Consider the following 18,004-nt stretch of genomic DNA (forward strand, 5'->3'; position numbering starts at 1 on the left):
GGTTCAGATAACTCGTTTCCGCTCGACTTGCATGTGTTAGGCCTGCCGCCAGCGTTCAATCTGAGCCATGATCAAACTCTTCAATTTAAGATTTTGTTCGGCTCAATGAATACTGAACATTACATAAGTAATGTTTGAATTGACTGTGCTGAATCTTTCGATTCAATGGTCACTTCGTTTCATTGAAACCTAATTTGATACCGAGGTATCGAATTGGATTATCATCAACGAGTGCCCACACAGATTGATAGGTTCTTATTTTTAAAGAGCTTTTCTAACATTTTCAGCAACTTAGTTGCTCGTCGTTAGGGGTGCGTATCTTACTTCACACCGTGAGAGAGTCAAGCATTTTTTTCAAATTTCTTTTCTCTCAATTCCGACTCGCTGTGTGACTTTCGTCTCACTCCGTGTCGGTGGATGCGCAGTATAGGGAGTTGAGAAATTAGTACAAGCGTTTTTTGCAAATAAAAAACCAACCGGTCACAAATTATCCAAAAGTGCGATATTTGCATATTTCTTCGTCACATTTGAGACATATCACAGCAATTGGTTGGAAAAACACCAACCATATACGTAAGATTCATGTGTCTATTCTGTTAATGGACAATCGATCTCTTTATCACTATGTGTAGTAATTAAAATGACGTCTAAAAAAAATCTGATTTTATGTGTTGGGCTGGCCATCGTTGGGGGAATCATCTTCTCTCAATTCATCATCCCACCAGCCTTGAGCTTCCTCATTGGTGTTATCGCTACTGCTTTTCTTTTTTCATTTTCTAGCAAAACACCTGTTCTTCAATCTTCGGATCCTGATCCTTCAACTAAAACGCTGTATGTCGGCAACCTTCCTTATAAGGCCAATGAGAGTCATGTTCGCGATTTGTTTGCTGAATATGGACAGGTCTATGCGGTACGATTAATGAAAGATAAGCGTACTGGAAAAAGAAGAGGGTTTGGTTTTGTAGTGATGGCTGCGGCAGATGCCAAGCCAGCTATCGCTAAACTTAATGAAAAGGAATATATGGAGAGAACGCTAAAAGTGAGAATTGCGAACGATCCTAAACATCCGGATGGTGGTAAACCTGAACAGGATTAAAACCTAGCTTCTTTAAACAAATGTTCAGTGCATCTTCCTGCCAAGGAGTTGCACTGGCATAAATCGACTTACTTCCCTCTTCTGTATCCTCAATTTCATCACTTAATAGCAATGCTTTTACTCGACGTGCAATCGCTGCGCCTGAATCAATTAAAGTAACGTCCCCACCCAAAGCTTGATGAATCTCCTCTTTGATTAAAGGGAAGTGAGTACAACCGAGCACCGCAACATCGACTTTATCGCGAAGGGGAAGCAGGATATTTGTCAGTTCGTCGAGAGAAACGCTGTTGCCTCGCAACTTCTCTTCGGCCATATCTACCAAGCGAGTTGATCCCACCAGCTCAACTGGTTTGCCTTGCGCAAAGTCCCGTATTAACTCGTGAGTATATTGGCGTGTTACTGTCGCCGGAGTGGCGATCAGCCCTACCCCTTTTGATGCTAAAAGCGATGCGGGTTTAATCGCAGGGACAACACCAACAACGGGAATCGATAAATTTTCGCGTAAGGAAGGAAGCACTATGGTGCTCGCCGTGTTGCAAGCAATGACGACAATGTCGACTTGGTGTTCTTCGACTAATGAAGAGACCAGTTGGTTAACTCGTGAAATGAGTACAGCCTGATCGAGTTCACCATAAGGGTAAGCCTGATTATCGAATAAGTATAAGTAGTCTAGCTGGGGCAATAGGCGATGTATCTCTTGGAATACAGAAAGGCCACCAACACCGGAGTCAAAAACTAGGACTTTTTTCTTACTTGCTACTCGCACGAGCCTTACCTAAAGAACAGAAACGTTGCGATCATACTGCGTAGATTTGTTTTGGCAATGCTTTAGCATGGTATCTTTGATGGCTGAATCTATCTCCAGATTCTACATCTCGCTTCGTCAACTCGATATGTCCTTGAAAAGATGGCGAAGACGTGACCAATGTGTGAAATTCACCATTTTCCCCACAGGGATCAATTTGACTTGGTAATGACTCTATTAGGGCTTTGTCATACCAGCGACCACACCATTCTGGAGGGAGAACTCTTCCGTCGATGGTGATTAACATAGTTTGAATACCACGCTCTATGATTTCCATCGCTAGTTTTTCGCTGCTGTCCCCTAATAGAGGAAAGACGCATTCCCAGCCAACAGGTTCAATATAGCTGCGTCGGTAATCGGCAATGCCATTACAAAACATATCACCAAATGCGACAGCTTCTATGTTCAGACCACTACTTTGTAATACATTAACGATGGTCGATTGATAAATGTCGTTACTTGGAAAGATTTCAGGTAGCTCGATAGTAATGAGCGGAAGCGCAAGTAAGTCTGCTTGCATTTGTACGACTTCAAGCGGAGTTGCTTGGAAAGGGACTTCTTTCCCTACGTAAGTCGTGTACAAACCGACAACTTGATAATTTGGATTCTCGTTAAGGCGCTCAAGCGTTAATGTCGAATCTTTACCACTGGACCAACTGATCACCACTCGCTTGGGTTTCTTCATTCGATTTTCCACCACAAAATATTAAAAACCGCCCGAAGGCGGTTTGTGCTCATTCACGATTAGAATTCGTAGCCAACGTTGATATAGTACGCTCGCTCTGCAGCGGGGTAACCTTTTGCCATCTCATACTCTTCATCAAGTAGATTATCGATACGAGCGCTAATAGAGGTCGACTCATTCGGATAGTAAGTCACTGCCGTATCAACCAACGAGTAAGAAGAAAGCGTGATATCTTGTGAAGGCCAAGTGCTGTAATCCACATCTGGACGCTTACCGACGTACTGATAGCTAACCGACCAATCCACTTTATCGAAGCTCACTAAAGCATTCCACTTATACATTTCTTTAGCGCGGCGCTGCAACTGATGCCCTTTATCGTCTTCAGCATCTTTGTAATCTGCACTCAACTGGTGCTGCACAATCCCTGTATCAAACTCAGCAACAAGCTCCACACCTTGGATATGTGTTTCACCATCGACATTCAAATATTTGTATGTGGTTGGATGGTAATCGATAAGATTCGTGATTTTATAGTCATAACCCGTTACGGACCAAAAAACGCCTTGGACATCACCGCTGAATGCTAGCTCCCAAGCATCTGACTCTTCCGGCTTAAGATCTTTCTCACCGTATGTTGGGTCATACTGTTGATATAGGTTTGGAGCCTTAAACGCAGTACCAAAAGAAGCTTTAACCCCAAACTCTGGCACAAACTGGTAACCAACCGCTAAGCTGTAAGTGAACTCACTACCGTATTCTTCGTTATCATCAAGGCGAGCACTGCCCTCAAGCATTGCTTTATCAATACTGGTGGTTGCCATACCAAACAGAGCGCCATTGGTACGATCAAACGTTTTATTCGCACTCTTGTCTTTATAAGACTCGTTGCGCCAATCAATACCACCAGCCAACGTCGTATTGTTGTTTAGCAAGTAACTGTTGGTCCACTGGACATTTTGCTGCTCAAGTTCATCTTCAGTACCTGAGTGTTTGCCTTTTGCTTGCTCATAGTTCCAAGACTTCTGTTTCTGTGCCGTTACTTGTAGTTCTGACATCACATTATCAGACTGATACTTACCGCCCAGAGTGACAGAAAGATCATCTTTTTCTGCTTCGTAGTAACCGCGACTGCCGTAGCTGCTGTCATATTGATAAACATTTTCGTAAGCACGTAGGTTACCAAATGCAGACCACTGGTCATTGAAGTTATGCACGTAACCTAGCAGACCATTCTTTGTATCAAAGCCATGGCGATCACCGTCATTAACTCCCGGTACAGGACGAACGTTATAACCATCATCACTTTCACTACCAAGCGCGATATTTAGCTGGCCGCTCTCTGTGACTTTAATACCAGATGCCACACTCAATTCTTGATAATCTAAACTACCTAAACCCGCACTTAACTTCGTTCCTTCTTCGTCAGCACGCGCAATGGTGATGATATTGATCACGCCACCAATCGCTTCTGAGCCATAAAGTGACGCACGCGCACCACGTACGTACTCAATACGTTGAACGTAAGTAAGTGGGATTTGGTTAAAGTCCACAGCGCCCTTCGCTGCTCGTGCAAAACGTACGCCATCAACCAGTACTAAAACTTGGTCGGAACTGGTTCCACGAACAAATAAAGACGCTAACTGACCACGACCACCATTTTGTGAAACTTGAATCCCCGTAAGGCGACGCAATACATCTGGTAGGGTTTTCGCTTGAATGCGATCGATGTCTTGTCGAGTAACTACTTCGACATCTGCCAACGTACGGCTTTCGGCTTGCTCAAAACGGTTTGCAGTAACAACGATGGTTTCGTCAGTGGAGGTTTCTTGGGCCTGTAGATAAGAGACAGGTGAAAGCAGCGATGCCAAAGTTATCGCCAGAGCGGATTTTCTCATTGTATTGTCCTAAATCGCGTAATTCCTTCCGAGCCCTGTCATCATGACAGTCCAGTGCTGTGGCTCAGTTGTTGGCAGGTATTCGGACTCAAGAGCACGGGTGTACCGCCTACTTGCTCGACTTCCCACATAAACTAATGCAGTGTCTGATGAGCGTTCGTTCTCTTTTACCGCTGCGCGTCAGTTCTGGATTCACACCAGATTCCCATTTCAGCCATCTAGATTGCTAGATAGCACCAACTTGAGGCAAATATTATTCAGCTATTGATTATTTGTCCAGCCAATATTGCCCTTAGAAGTTGTAACGTTTTGATTGATTTTGCTTTCTACTCTGCCTGTACGCACTATCTTTAAATCAATTCCAGTACAAAACTGGACATCCTATTGAGATTGAATAAAATCTGCGCTCTTAAATTGAATGCACCATAAAAGGTAAGATCATGGCTACTCTTGATGTAAACCCACAACGCTACCAAGAACAACTGGCTGAAAAAGTCGAACGTCTCACGGATATGTTCGCGCCATACAACATGCCAGAACTGGAAGTGTTTGAATCACCAGAGCAGCACTACCGCATGCGTGCTGAGTTCCGTGTTTGGCATGAAGGCGAAGATCTTTACTACATCATGTTCAACCAAGAAACTCGTGAGAAGTACCGTGTTGACCAATTCCCTGCAGCAAGCCGTCTGATCAACGACCTGATGCCGCTATTGGTTGAAGCGATGAAAGACAACGACTCACTACGTCGTAAACTGTTCCAGGTGGATTTCCTATCGACACTAAGTGGTGAGATTCTGGTTTCACTCCTTTACCATCGCCAACTTGATGAAGAGTGGATTGAAAACGCGAAAGCCCTTAAACAGCGTTTAAATGATGAAGGCTTCAATCTAAACATCATTGGTCGTGCTCGTAAGATGAAGATTGTCCTAGACCGCGACTACGTGATCGAGAAGCTCGATGTAAATGGTCAAAGCTACATCTACCAACAAGTAGAGAACAGCTTCACTCAGCCGAACGGCAAAGTCGCAGAGAAGATGCTGGAATGGGCTGTCGACTGTACCCAAGAAAGCACTGGTGACCTACTAGAACTTTACTGTGGTAACGGTAACTTCTCGCTGGCGTTGGCACAGAATTTCGACCGCGTACTGGCAACTGAGCTAGCGAAGCCATCTGTGGTATCTGCACAGTACAACATCGCCGCCAATAAGATTGATAACGTACAAATCTTACGTCTATCGGCAGAGGAATTTACTCAAGCGATCGAAGGTAAGCGTGAATTCCGTCGTCTACAAGATGCAGGTGTGGATCTGAAGAGCTACAACTGCAACACGATTTTTGTCGATCCACCACGTGCTGGGATGGATGTCGATACTTGTAAAATGGTGCAAGGTTACGAGCGCATCATGTACATCTCTTGTAACCCTGAGACTCTAAAAGAGAACTTGGACATTCTATGCGAAACACACAACGTGACGCGTTTTGCTCTGTTTGACCAATTCCCTTATACCCACCACATGGAAGCTGGCGTGCTATTGGAACGTAAAGCTTAGTCCACCAGCTTCAGACAAAAAAAGCGAGCTCAATGGCTCGCTTTTTTTAATTTGATTCGTTTGCTTATTCCGCAGAAGTCTTCTTGCTGACAAAACCTAGCTTCTTACCAATCCATGCGAGTAAGATCATTGAAACCATGATCGCGAAGAAGTTTGAGCCTGCTTCTGGGTATTGCGCTTTAATAAACGCAGAGTGACCAAACGCACCTACGAAGAAACACGCCAAGCCAACTAATGGGATATCTTCTGATACCGGATTATTTAGGTACTCTTGGTAAAGAGCTTGTACAGCCAGTACGAGTGCAATCAATGGGAAGATTGAAAAAGACACTTCACTCATGGTCAACCATGACAACAAAGCATCACCACACATACCTGCAACCAGTGCCAAAATCAGCGTTTTCTTTTCAGATTTATTTCCATTCGACATTATTCTATCCCGCCTTTTAATCGGTTACGTTCACGTTCTTTGCGATACCAATAGGCCCCTTTGGCTATCATTCGCAATTGCATGATCAATCGCTCGGCGAGTTCATCGCGCTCACGTCGATCTAAATCTAAAGCTTCAGCCCCCGAACTGAAAACCAAAGTCACAGACGCTTCTGCTTGAGTATACGCCTCTTCTCTGGTCACGCCGGTGCTCATTAAATACTCGGTTAATTCTGCCGCAAAATGCTGGATTTCTCGAGCAACAGCGGTACGAAATTCAGCAGAAGTGCCGGAGCGCTCACGCAACAACAAACGAAAAACGTTCGGACTACTTTCAATGAATTCCATAAAGGTTTCGACCGAGGTACGAATTACGCTACCTTCTTTCACAATACGTTGACGCGCCTGACGCATCAGTTGACGTAGTAGCAAACCGCCTTCATCGACCATAGTTAAGCCTAGCTCATCCATATCTTTGAAGTGGCGGTAAAAAGAAGTCGGTGCAATCCCTGCCTCTCGGGCGACTTCTCGCAAGCTAAGGCTGGAAAAGCTGCGATCCGCACTTAATTGACTAAATGCCGCATCGATCAATGATCGACGTGTCTTCTCTTTTTGCTGTGCGCGGATTCCCATCGATTTCATTCTTAACTTGCTCTTTTTCTGTAGGGTACAAGAGCCTCAATATAACGCAATTTGCTCCTACGGAGAAAGATATGTTGCTTCGCTCGCTCTGAGCGCCGAGAACGTTACTATTGGCATGCATCTAATTGCAATGTTCTAGATGCAATTTATAGACATACAACATACCAAATCACCCTTTTGGTCGATTCTGCGTGATCACTTCCACTCTCTAACAGGCATGACGTGTACCAATAGAGTAAATGAGTTAAAATCGCGCTAAAGCAATGTTAAGCAAATATAACAAGGAAGGCATCATGGCGCATGTTAATCACTATGACGTGATCGTAATCGGTAGTGGCCCTGGCGGAGAAGGGGCTGCAATGGGATTAACCAAAGCGGGACTGAATGTTGCCATTGTCGAGAAAGAAAGCAGTGTCGGCGGCGGTTGTACTCACTGGGGTACCATTCCATCAAAAGCACTGCGTCATGCCGTTAGCCGCATCATCGAATTTAATAGCAACCCGCTATTTTGTCGAAACAACACCAGCGTTCATGCAACATTTTCTGACATTTTAGGTCATGCTAAATCGGTCATTGATAAGCAAACTCGACTTCGTCAGGGCTTTTATGACCGTAACTCATGCACACTTTTGTTCGGAACCGCGCGATTTATCGATAACTACTCAATTGCAGTGATGCAAAGCGACGGTACAGAAGAAATCTATTCTGCAGATAAGTTTGTCATCGCGACGGGTTCTCGTCCGTATCAGCCTAACGACGTAGATTTCTTGCATGAGCGCATCTACGACAGTGATTCCATTTTGAGCCTGAAACACGACCCTCGCCATATCATCATTTACGGTGCGGGCGTTATCGGTTGTGAATACGCTTCTATCTTCCGCGGACTTGGAGTGAAAACCGACCTTATCAATACCCGAGACCGCTTGTTGGAGTTTTTGGATAACGAAGTGTCAGATGCGCTGTCTTACCACTTCTGGAACAGCGGTGTGGTAATTCGTAATGATGAGACCTATGAAAAAATCGAAGGCACAGAAGATGGCGTGATTATTCACCTACAATCTGGCAAGAAGATGAAGGCAGACTGCTTGTTGTATGCGAATGGTCGAACAGGTAACACCGATAAGTTGAATTTGGGTGCAGTGGGTCTGGAAGCGGACTCTCGCGGACAACTAAAAGTAAACCGTAACTACCAAACCGATATCGAACACATTTACGCTGTAGGCGATGTCATCGGTTACCCTAGCCTTGCAAGCGCCGCTTATGACCAAGGGCGATTTGTCGCACAAGCCATTACGAAAGGTCAGGCAGAAAACTACCTGATTGATGATATTCCAACGGGTATCTACACCATCCCAGAGATTAGCTCTGTGGGTAAAACCGAGCAAGAGCTAACAGCTGCGAAAGTACCGTATGAAGTAGGACGCTCTTCGTTCAAGCATCTAGCTCGTGCACAGATCGCAGGAAAAGACATCGGTAGCTTGAAGATATTGTTCCATCGTGAAACCAAAGAAATTTTAGGGATTCACTGTTTTGGCGAACGTGCCGCGGAAATTATCCACATCGGTCAAGCCATTATGGAGCAAAAAGGCTCAGCGAATACCATCGAGTATTTCGTCAATACCACCTTCAACTATCCAACAATGGCCGAAGCGTATCGTGTCGCTGCGTTGAATGGTTTGAACCGCTTGTTCTAATCGATGCTTCTTGATAGCAGACAGAAAAACAGCAGGCTTGGACCTGCTGTTTTTATATCAACATTGTGCTAGGAAGGTATCCTTGTGCCATTGGTAGAGAAAGATAACCCCTAAACCAATACCCCGCATCAACATAAAGCTCGTCATTGCAAACCACAGCGCGTGATTTTCCCACTCGGCGAATAAGTAAAAGACAACGAAGAAGCTGCTGGTCGCGACAAACATACTATTGCGCATGTCTTTGCCTTTGGTTGCACCGACAAAAATGCCATCCAATAGAAAGCACCACATCGACGCAAGTGGCATCACCACCAGCCAAGGTAGATACACCGCTGCTTGCTTTTGTACCGCCTCAATTGAAGTGATCATGGCGATCAACTGCGATCCCGCCAAACCAAAGAGCGCGGTCAGTCCTAAGCAAATAACCAAACTCCAAAAGAAAGTGCCGACAAGCGATGCACTCAATTGTTGCCTATCTTTGGCACCAATCGCCTTCCCGACCATGGCCTCCATTGCGTAAGCAAAGCCATCCATGCCATACGAGATAATCATCAGGAAGCTCATCAGAACCGCATTTGCAGCGACAACCTCATCACCAAAGCTCGCGCCTTGGAACGTCATAAAGCTAAAAGCCGCTTGCAGACACAAAGAGCGTAAGAAAATATCACGATTCAATTTCACGAAGCGCCCTAAACCGTGTTGAGTGCTGGTTAGCAACTTTTGAGGTGATGGTAATTGCCTCTCTCGCCAGGTTTTCCAAACACACATGAGACCAAAACCCATGCCTGAGTAGTCAGCAATCACCGATGCCAGCGCAGCGCCTTCTACTTTCCACCCCAAACCAATCACAAACAACAAATCGAGGGCGATATTAGTCACGTTGGTGATGATCACCATCCACATTGGTGCTTTGGAATTTTGCGTCCCGAGCAGCCACCCCAACAACACAAAGTTCATTAGCGCAGCGGGGGCACTCCACACACGGATAGAGAAATATTGCATACCGTAGTGTTTTACCTCTGCGCTGGCGTCACTCCAACCAAAGATCAAATCAGCTATCGGGGTATGGGCAATAAGGAAGACTAACGCAAACAGCAGCGCCATAAGTGAGCCTTGCATAAACACCAAGGCAAGTTGCTTTCGGTCTTCACCGCCATAGGACTGCGCCGCCAACCCAGTAGTCGACATACGCAAAAAACCAAGCAGCCAAAACGTCACGCTGATCATGGTGCTGCCCAACGCAACACCACCCAAATACCAAGCGTGGTCTAGATGACCAATCACCGCAGCATCGACCAAACCGAGCAATGGAACAGTAATATTCGACAGCACCATAGGTATCGCTAAAGCTAAAACTTGGCGATGAACTTTTGGGTTAGATAAAGGAGAGAAGATTGAATTTGTCACAGGCACCTCATCAGTAAGATCGACGAGTGTACCTGAGCGCTTAACGACTAGCCAATTACCACTTGATGTGAACGAGGACTGGCGTGAGGCGATGCTTCAACATTGGAATCTTATTAAGCCAACGCTGCCAAGCTTTCCAACGAGAACAGAATCTATCGAATGGCGAGAAAGCTTTCACCCATTGTGCCCATGGTAACCATTGCAATATCTGTGCTGCAGGCGCTTCAAAGCCATGAGCATAACGATCAGAGCCAAGCTTTTGCCCCCACTTGGTTTCCGTTAAATCTCCTGCCAGCACCATACACAGTTCAGCAGAGACAAAATGTCGACCCAAGGTTTGAATAAATTTCGCGACTTGGCGCTCTGTGCAATCGAGCAGTGCCATTTCACATAAAATGAGTACTGGTGCTTGCTCTGGAATGGCTAACGTCTCTAGCCACGACATTTCATCCACACTGCCACAGCGATGTTCATAGCGTTCATTTTTGTGGAACAAGCGCTGACGCCATACCAAATTTTCCGTCACATCCAGCTCTATCCAATGGCAGCGTCCATTATCCAAACGATAAAAGCGGGTATCCAGCCCCGCTCCGACATTGATTATCCAAGCATCGGGATACTGCTGTAAGAAGTGACTAACCTGCTGGTCACAAAGCTGAGTCAGCGTCACGTGCAGCAATTGCTTCTGCGCAATATCACCACTTAAACAATCCGGCGCCATCTTACAGCTCAAACACGCTTTAGCAGCTATCGGATCGTACACCAAGCCATTGTCGACCATGCTTTCACGGCTACGCAATAACAGTGGCTTCAATAGATGGTTAGGAACTTGATGTTTAGACTGAGACATGGGCATTTCCTGCGCCAGAGAGAAAACATAGACATTAATAAAGATGATAATGAATATCAATTACATTATCAAGCTTATAAATTGGCCAAAACAAACAAGGTCAAGATGATGAGCAAGCTTTTGGAGGAAGTAGAAAAAGAGAAAAGAAGAGAAAAGACAAAACAGCCCAGATCAACTGGGCTGCTTAAATACACTTACATCCAATCGGTATTACGAATAATACCAACGGCTAAGCCTTCAATCGTAAGGTGCTGAGACGTTAAGTCCACTTGGATTGGGGCAAACTCTTCATTCTCAGCATGCAGTAATATGGTTGAGCCTTTGCGCTCCAAACGCTTCACAGTCACATCATCATCAACACGCGCAACGACAACTTGACCGTCTCTCACGTCTTGGGTTTTATGCACCGCGAGCAGATCGCCATCCATAATCCCGATGTCTTTCATACTCTCGCCATTTACACGAAGTAAGAAATCCGCTTGCGGTTTGAACATCGCAGGATCGACTTGGTAGTGCGCCTCTACGTGCTCTTGAGCCAAGATTGGCTCACCCGCTGCAACTTGACCAATCAATGGCAAACCCTGCTCATCATTGGCTGCGTCTTCAAGCAGGATACGAATCCCACGAGAAGCGCCTGGAATAATTTCAATTGCTTGCTTACGAGCAAGCGCTTTTAGGTGTTCCTCTGCGGCATTCGCAGAGCGGAAGCCAAGCTCACGCGCAATCTCTGCACGAGTTGGTGGCATTCCGGTGTCATCGATTTTACTTTTAATCAAATCGAAGACTTGTTGTTGGCGTGGCGTTAACGGCTTCATGTCTCACCTGTCTTTTTATACAGTTAACTGTGAGTATATCCAGTAAATGCTCAAATGAAAACCCAATTGGTTGTTTTTTAATTTATTTGTGGAGAGCTTTCAGCTTACCGATTAAGTTCATTCTTTATTCGTTTAAAACACCGACTTTTCAGTTAATCAAGTCAAAGCAATAACTTAGGGGTTCGACTAATTTACAGCCAATAAAATTAAAAGGTTTGACCAGTTTCTGGTATCCTTGCAGCGCTTAAATTTTATCGCCTAGGCTTATTTCTATTGCCCTACTCATCTCTTTTTATAGAGAAGACATGCAAAGCGGAAACTGAAATAAGGTTAGGCCTGTTTGAATACCTATTGAGGCTGTGAACTTTATGTCTTCTGGACAATCATTTTCACGTTCATTACTAAAACTACCTTTATCGGTACTGGTAAAGGGCACCACAATCCCGTCGAACCCGATTGAAGATCTGAACATCGACCTAACTAAACCGATTGTATATGCCCTGCCGTTCCGCTCGAACGTGGATTTGCTGACACTGCAAAAACAAGCCATGAGCCTTGGTCTACCCGACCCGCTCAGCCCGCTGGAAATCAATGGCAAAACGCTGAACCGTTTCGTCTTTATCGCTGCGCGTCCAACTGTGATGAACAACGATAATGATGTCCCAACCGATTCTGTTTCTCTGTTCACTGACTTACTGGAACTGCACAAGCTGGATAGTGAGTTGGATGTTCAAATGATCCCTGCAACCGTGCTTTGGGGTCGTAAGCCAGGTAAAGAAGAGAACCAAAAGCCTTACCTTCAACCGATGAATGGTCCGCAAAAAGCCAAAGCAGTAATGGCGGCGGGACGCGACTGCTTAGTTCGCTTTAGTCCCGTGGTATCTCTGCGTTATATGGCAGACTCTCACGGTACCGACAGCGCAATTGCGCACAAACTGGCTCGCGTGGCGCGTATCCACTTCTCACGCCAGAAACTGGCTGCATCAGGCCCAAACCTGCCACAACGCCAAGTGTTGTTTGCTCGTTTACTAAAATCTCCAGCTATTGAACTGGCGATTGCTGACGAAGCCAAGAGCAAAAACATCTCGATTGATAAGGCACGTAAAGAAGCCCACGACATCATGGATGAAATCGCTGCCGACTTCTCCTATAGTCTGGTGAAAAACGGCGACCGCATCCTGAGTTGGTTATGGACAAAACTATACCAAGGTTTGCACATCAATAACGCCTCGACTGTGCGTCGTTTAGCGCAAGACGGCCACGAAATTGTGTACGTTCCGTGTCACCGTAGTCACATGGACTACCTGCTGTTGTCTTATGTTTTATACCATGAAGGCATGGTGCCTCCGCACATTGCGGCAGGCATTAACTTGAACTTCTTCCCGGCCGGTCCGCTTTTCCGTCGTGGTGGGGCGTTCTTTATTCGTCGTAGTTTTAAAGGCAACAAACTGTACTCAACCATTTTCCGTGAGTATCTAGCTGAGCTGTTTGCCAAAGGCTATTCAGTCGAGTACTTCAGTGAGGGTGGTCGTTCACGTACAGGTCGCTTACTGCAAGCGAAAACGGGTATGCTAGCTATGACCATCCAAGCAATGCTACGTGGTTTAAACCGCCCAGTAACGCTAGTGCCGGTCTACATCGGCTACGAGCACGTAATGGAAGTGGGCACTTACGCGAAAGAGCTGCGTGGCAAACGCAAAGAGAAAGAAAACGCAGGGCTTGTACTGCGTACTCTGCGTAAACTGCGTAACTTTGGTTTGGGCTATGTGAACTTCGGTGAGCCAATTCAGCTCAACCAATACTTGAACGAGCATGCTCCTGAGTGGACGAAAGACATCGACAGCATGGGTGGTAACAAACCACAATGGATGAATCCTGTGGTCAACGACCTTGCTAATAAGATGATGACGCACATCAATGATGCGGCGGCAGCAAACGCGTTGACCTTGTGTGCAACCGCACTGCTTGCTTCTCGTCAACGTGCACTTTCTCGTGACTCGCTGATCAATCAGATCGAGTGTTACTTAAAGCTACTCAAAAATAATCCGTACTCAAGCACCTCCACTATCCCTACCGAAAGTGCTGAGGAGTTGGTCGATCATGCAATTTCGCTTGATAAGTTCGTGATTGAAACCGATAGCATGGGTGACATCATTTCGCTGGACCGTAGCCAATCGATCCTGATGACTTACTATCGCAACAACATCATTCACTTGTTCGCTCTGCCGTCATTAATTGCCCAAATGCTCATTCGTCAGCGCAACCTTTCGGTAGCCAAGATTCAAGCGAATGTCGCGCAAATCTACCCATTCTTGAAGAAAGAGCTGTTCTTAAGTTACCAAGAAGACGAGTTGGATGAATTGGTCGTTAAAACACTGCATGAATTTGCCGATCAGAAAATGATTAGTCTTGATGGTGATAAGCTGGAAATCAATCAATCGAACAACCAGCCTTTGGTTCTGTTAGGTCGAACGATAACTGAAACGCTGCAACGCTACTCTATCGCGATGAACTTGCTTGTTGCTTACCCTGAACTCGGTAAATCGGACCTAGAGCAGAAGAGCCAAGATATTGCTCAGCGCCTAGGGCGTTTGCACGGTATTAATGCGCCAGAATTCTTCGATAAAGGTGTGTTTACCGCGATGTTCAATACGCTCAAACAGCAAAAATACCTCGATAACGAAGGTGACTGTGACACGAAGAAAACGCAGCAATTTGCACGGCTACTGTTCACTCTGCTTTATCCAGAAGTGAAACTGACGATCGAAGAGAGTATTCACCAACTTCGGTCGTAACCGTTTTACCTTCTTCCAATAAGAAAAAAGGCATCCAATCGGATGCCTTTTTCTATTTCTTCGCTTACCAAAATGCGACCAGTAACCCTATCGCTATCACCATGCCAACATAATTGTTGTTAAGGAAAGCCTTAAAGCACAACTCACGCTCACGGTGACGAATTAAGTGCTGCTGATAAACAAACAACGACGCTACAATCAAAAGGGTCCAGTAGTAACTTTGTCCCAATTGGTAGAACTGCCCTAACCAAACCAACATCGCGAGTGTAATCAGTTGCAACACACCAATAATAAGCTTGTCATGACGACCAAACAGAATTGCCGTCGATTTAATGCCAATCTTTAGATCATCATCTCGGTCTACCATCGCATATTGAGTGTCGTACGCAATGGTCCACAAAGCATTAATGAGGAACAAAAACCAAACAATCAATGGTAATTCCCCAGTTTGTGCAGCCCACGCCATTGGAATCGCCCAGCTAAAAGCCAAGCCTAAAAATAGCTGCGGAATATGAGTGTAACGCTTCATAAATGGATAGATGAACGCCAACACAATGCCAGCGAAGGATAGCTGAATCGTCAGCGGGTTCATGGTCAGCACTAACAAAAACGAGCTGATACCCAAAACCAAAAATAATCCAATCGCTTCTTTTGCTGTCACTTTCCCTGATGGCAGTGGGCGTTGTTTGGTACGTTTTACATGGCCGTCGACTTTGCGGTCAGCAAAATCATTAATCACGCACCCCGCGCTACGCATTAGGAATACACCCAATACAAACACGATAAATACATCCCAACTCGGCATCCCTTGGGCTGAGATAATTAGCGCCCAAATCGTTGGCCACATCAGTAACAGTGAACCAATCGGGCGATCCATGCGCATCAGTTGCCAATATGCTTTGGCTTTTTCTGCGGACATTTACACTGTCTCCTTAGCGTAAACTGGTGAATTAGATAAGAATAACTCGGCGACCAGCATCGGTTTGTGATTCATCCACAACCTTGAGCGTCGCGCTAACAAATGTCCTTCTGGTACGGCTACCCATCCCATTTGCAAAGAGTCTCGCTCAACGTTGTCTGCGCTAAACACAGTTAGTCCTAGTGGGATATCCCCTTGTTGAGCCAAATCATACTGCTGATCAACTAAGGTTGAGCGAGGAATTAATGTCCGTCCGATAACCCAGTTATCATTGTCACCACACAAAATTACCTCTCTCAGTAAGCAATCTTGTTCGGACAATAACTGGCTTTCGTCCTGTTTTAACGTCGCCGCAGTGACGATCTGATTTTGTAGCAATTCTACCGTTAACGCTTGGCAGTGCTGTTTTAAACGACGTGACAAAGACCCTTGCTCTTCAAGCCAGTGCTTGGCAAATTCATTTGGAAATTCGAATTCTTCGGGGTTTTGCCACTCTACTTCCAATAAAGAAGCAAGATAGAGTGATGTTGGCTGATTCATACTAGTATTCAATTGGAGGCTTTATGCGTACAATAAAGCAACAACTTACCGTCCATAGTAATGTATGTAACCGTAAGTTCCGTTATTTGTTATAGACGGCCCATTGTATCAAGACTGAAGCGATTCGAATATCGCGATCCAGAGAAAGAAAAGTTAGAAATATGTACAAACGTTATATAGCCCAAATTATTTTTGCGTTAACCATACTATTCGCCGCACCAAGTTGGGCTGAAACGGAAGAAGCTGGACCTAAGTTGGCATACTTTACCCTAGAGCCTGACCTCACTACTAACTTTTACACCAAAGGCAAAAAGTTAGGTTATGTGCAAGTGCGCATCGACATCATGGTAATGAGTCAACAAGATTTATCAGTTGTTGAGCATCACCAACCTTTGATTCGCGATGCAGTGATTGAATTATTGGGTAAGCAAACAGAAGATACGATTAAGTCCCTGTCTGGCCGAGAAGATCTGCGCAAAACCTTAGTGACGACCCTCAACGAAACGCTTTTGCCTGAAACAGGTAAAACCATCATTGCCGATTTGTTGTTTACAAAATACCTTTATCAATAAACCCAAATCCGTTTTGAACATAAAAAAAGACCGCTCTTGAGCGGTCTTTTCATTTCATCTGCTTTAGGCTTGCTGTTGGTATTTCATCTTGCCTGAATCAAACAGCGCAATCGCCATCCCCGACAGTAGCCCAACTAAGTGAGCGGTGTTTGCAATCGCCATAAATGGCTGCACAAAACCAAGAACTAACCATACCAACATAAAGACGATAATTGGCTTGGGTAACGTAAGGCCTAAATGTGGCAAGCGGTAACCCAGTATCCACAAATAACCAAGCAGTGCATAGACCACGCCAGACAAGCCGCCGAAGTTAGCCCCTTCAACATAGAACTGGCCTGCCCCTGAAAACGCTGCCGACACCACAAAGAGTTGCAATAGCTTACCGGAACCGAGACGACGTTCGATGTCGCCCCCCAACTGCCACCACCATAGTAAGTTAAACACGATGTGAGTTACTGAAAAGTGCAGTAACGCATGACTTAGCCATCGCCACACTTGCCATTGTTGCCCCTCAAAAGCCGGGAAGTGCAACAACTTAAACACGCCATTGCCAAAGCCAAACATTTGTAACAAGTAGATGATGATACAGACTGTCATGATCAGCAAAGTCATGGGGCCAGCTTTCGCTTTGACCATGCTTATGATACTCGGGCTGGAATAATGAAATGTGCTCTTACGAGTATCGGCAACGTCCCACGAGGCGGCGCTGTATTTTGAATCAGACGGGTTAGCAAGGAACAGCTTAAGTTCGGCTTCCGCTTCTATTTCATGCTGGCTATCAGTCAGCCACAGCGCAAATTGCCCATCCCCTTCTGGCATCATTTCGATGTCAATTTGGCGAGAGGCCATATAATCAATAAAGGCTTGCGCCATACGTGGATTATTTAACGTTACCAATCTCTTCATTAACTTCTCACTATCGGTAGTTCTGCTCGATGCCAGGCTTCAAAGCCACCATCTACACTGTACACCTGTTCAAAGCCTTGGTTAACCAAATATTGCGCCGCACCTTGGCTACTAATGCCGTGGTAACACATCACTAGAATAGGTTGTTCGAACTCCACTTCATCCATAAACGCAACGATCGTATCGTTAGTTAAGTGATACGCGGACTCCGCATGCGCAACGGCAAACGATTGAGGGTCACGGATATCTACAAGCTTCGCATCACCCTGCTCGAGCAGCGCTTGCGCACCTTGTACATCGATATGCTTAAACTGATCCATTTACTTTCTCATTGTCTTATTAATATACCCAAGCAACCTCGAACCTAACGTACTAATCAGCACCCGTGGTACAGCATAAAATCC

Annotated in this window: 17 protein-coding genes, 1 rRNA gene and 1 riboswitch; of the genes, 5 read left to right on the forward strand and 13 right to left on the reverse strand. The window is 45.4% G+C overall.

Going from position 1 to position 18,004, the window contains the following annotated elements:
- Positions 1-87, reverse strand: a 16S ribosomal RNA gene (locus NL626_RS21315); the annotation flags it as partial.
- Between the two features lie 553 nt (positions 88-640).
- On the opposite strand from NL626_RS21315, the gene NL626_RS21320 reads away from it, so the two are divergent.
- Complete coding sequence (locus NL626_RS21320) at positions 641-1,096, forward strand: RNA-binding protein (RefSeq protein ID WP_017636066.1); 456 nt, start codon at positions 641-643, stop codon at positions 1,094-1,096.
- Here NL626_RS21320 and murI read toward each other — a convergent pair.
- The 3 genes from murI to btuB are packed head-to-tail and all read right to left on the reverse strand — an operon-like array spanning position 1,059 to position 4,481.
- Positions 1,059-1,862, reverse strand: a complete 804-nt coding sequence (gene murI, locus NL626_RS21325; RefSeq protein WP_005389694.1) for a glutamate racemase — start codon at positions 1,860-1,862, stop codon at positions 1,059-1,061. The two genes, NL626_RS21320 and murI, sit on opposite strands and share 38 nt — an antisense overlap.
- A gap of 31 nt (positions 1,863-1,893) precedes the next feature.
- Positions 1,894-2,586: an adenine nucleotide alpha hydrolase gene (locus tag NL626_RS21330; RefSeq protein ID WP_167415512.1), complete on the reverse strand. Its 693-nt coding sequence runs from the start codon at positions 2,584-2,586 to the stop codon at positions 1,894-1,896.
- 59 nt (positions 2,587-2,645) lie between these two features.
- Positions 2,646-4,481, reverse strand: a complete 1,836-nt coding sequence (gene btuB, locus NL626_RS21335) for a TonB-dependent vitamin B12 receptor (RefSeq protein WP_253657711.1) — start codon at positions 4,479-4,481, stop codon at positions 2,646-2,648.
- A gap of 55 nt (positions 4,482-4,536) precedes the next feature.
- Positions 4,537-4,737, reverse strand: a riboswitch (cobalamin riboswitch).
- A 184-nt stretch (positions 4,738-4,921) separates the two neighbouring features.
- Between btuB and trmA the strand changes: the two genes are divergently transcribed.
- Positions 4,922-6,031: a tRNA (uridine(54)-C5)-methyltransferase TrmA gene (gene trmA / locus NL626_RS21340; RefSeq protein WP_033907263.1), complete on the forward strand. Its 1,110-nt coding sequence runs from the start codon at positions 4,922-4,924 to the stop codon at positions 6,029-6,031.
- 64 nt (positions 6,032-6,095) lie between these two features.
- Here trmA and NL626_RS21345 read toward each other — a convergent pair whose 3' ends face one another.
- Positions 6,096-6,461 carry a YijD family membrane protein gene (locus NL626_RS21345; RefSeq protein ID WP_005378634.1) on the reverse strand — a complete coding sequence of 122 codons (366 nt, stop codon included), beginning with the start codon at positions 6,459-6,461 and terminating at the stop codon, positions 6,096-6,098.
- Positions 6,461-7,102 carry an HTH-type transcriptional repressor FabR gene (gene fabR, locus NL626_RS21350; RefSeq protein WP_005378632.1) on the reverse strand — a complete coding sequence of 214 codons (642 nt, stop codon included), beginning with the start codon at positions 7,100-7,102 and terminating at the stop codon, positions 6,461-6,463. Before fabR ends, NL626_RS21345 begins: the two co-directional genes overlap by 1 nt.
- Positions 7,103-7,365: 263 nt before the next feature.
- Here fabR and sthA point away from each other — a divergent pair, with 263 nt between their 5' ends.
- A complete protein-coding gene (gene sthA, locus NL626_RS21355; protein ID WP_005389689.1) occupies positions 7,366-8,796 on the forward strand; it encodes a Si-specific NAD(P)(+) transhydrogenase in 1,431 nt (476 codons plus the stop codon).
- Between the two features lie 57 nt (positions 8,797-8,853).
- On the opposite strand, the gene dinF is transcribed toward sthA, so the two are convergent.
- The 3 genes from dinF to lexA form a co-directional block, all read right to left on the reverse strand.
- Complete coding sequence (gene dinF, locus NL626_RS21360; protein WP_213874964.1) at positions 8,854-10,203, reverse strand: MATE family efflux transporter DinF; 1,350 nt, start codon at positions 10,201-10,203, stop codon at positions 8,854-8,856.
- A 55-nt stretch (positions 10,204-10,258) separates the two neighbouring features.
- Positions 10,259-11,053 (reverse strand): class I SAM-dependent methyltransferase, encoded by a 795-nt coding sequence (locus tag NL626_RS21365; RefSeq protein WP_005378679.1) that lies wholly within the window; start codon positions 11,051-11,053, stop codon positions 10,259-10,261.
- A 194-nt stretch (positions 11,054-11,247) separates the two neighbouring features.
- On the reverse strand, positions 11,248-11,868 hold the full coding sequence (lexA, locus tag NL626_RS21370) for a transcriptional repressor LexA (protein ID WP_005378682.1): 621 nt from the start codon (positions 11,866-11,868) through the stop codon (positions 11,248-11,250).
- Positions 11,869-12,236: 368 nt separating this feature from the next.
- Here lexA and plsB point away from each other — a divergent pair, with 368 nt between their 5' ends.
- Positions 12,237-14,663, forward strand: a complete 2,427-nt coding sequence (gene plsB, locus NL626_RS21375; RefSeq protein ID WP_253657712.1) for a glycerol-3-phosphate 1-O-acyltransferase PlsB — start codon at positions 12,237-12,239, stop codon at positions 14,661-14,663.
- A 64-nt stretch (positions 14,664-14,727) separates the two neighbouring features.
- Here plsB and ubiA read toward each other — a convergent pair whose 3' ends face one another.
- On the reverse strand, positions 14,728-15,582 hold the full coding sequence (gene ubiA / locus NL626_RS21380; RefSeq protein WP_137282439.1) for a 4-hydroxybenzoate octaprenyltransferase: 855 nt from the start codon (positions 15,580-15,582) through the stop codon (positions 14,728-14,730).
- Complete coding sequence (locus NL626_RS21385; protein WP_170894169.1) at positions 15,583-16,122, reverse strand: chorismate lyase; 540 nt, start codon at positions 16,120-16,122, stop codon at positions 15,583-15,585.
- 161 nt (positions 16,123-16,283) lie between these two features.
- Here NL626_RS21385 and NL626_RS21390 point away from each other — a divergent pair, with 161 nt between their 5' ends.
- Entirely contained in the window at positions 16,284-16,694 is a 411-nt protein-coding gene (locus NL626_RS21390) for a flagellar basal body-associated protein FliL (RefSeq protein WP_005378687.1), read from the forward strand.
- A 63-nt stretch (positions 16,695-16,757) separates the two neighbouring features.
- Here NL626_RS21390 and glpG read toward each other — a convergent pair whose 3' ends face one another.
- Both glpG and glpE read right to left on the reverse strand, forming a co-directional pair.
- The gene (glpG, locus tag NL626_RS21395; RefSeq protein ID WP_047103977.1) at positions 16,758-17,600 is read right to left on the reverse strand and encodes a rhomboid family intramembrane serine protease GlpG; all 843 of its coding nucleotides are present in this window, start codon (positions 17,598-17,600) and stop codon (positions 16,758-16,760) included.
- Complete coding sequence (gene glpE / locus NL626_RS21400) at positions 17,600-17,920, reverse strand: thiosulfate sulfurtransferase GlpE (RefSeq protein WP_005378691.1); 321 nt, start codon at positions 17,918-17,920, stop codon at positions 17,600-17,602. The genes glpG and glpE overlap by 1 nt, the downstream gene beginning before the upstream one ends.
- Positions 17,921-18,004 lie beyond the last annotated feature (84 nt).

It is taken from the genome of Vibrio sp. Y58_MX_L22, assembly GCF_024181865.1.
Lineage (GTDB): Bacteria > Pseudomonadota > Gammaproteobacteria > Enterobacterales > Vibrionaceae > Vibrio > Vibrio alginolyticus.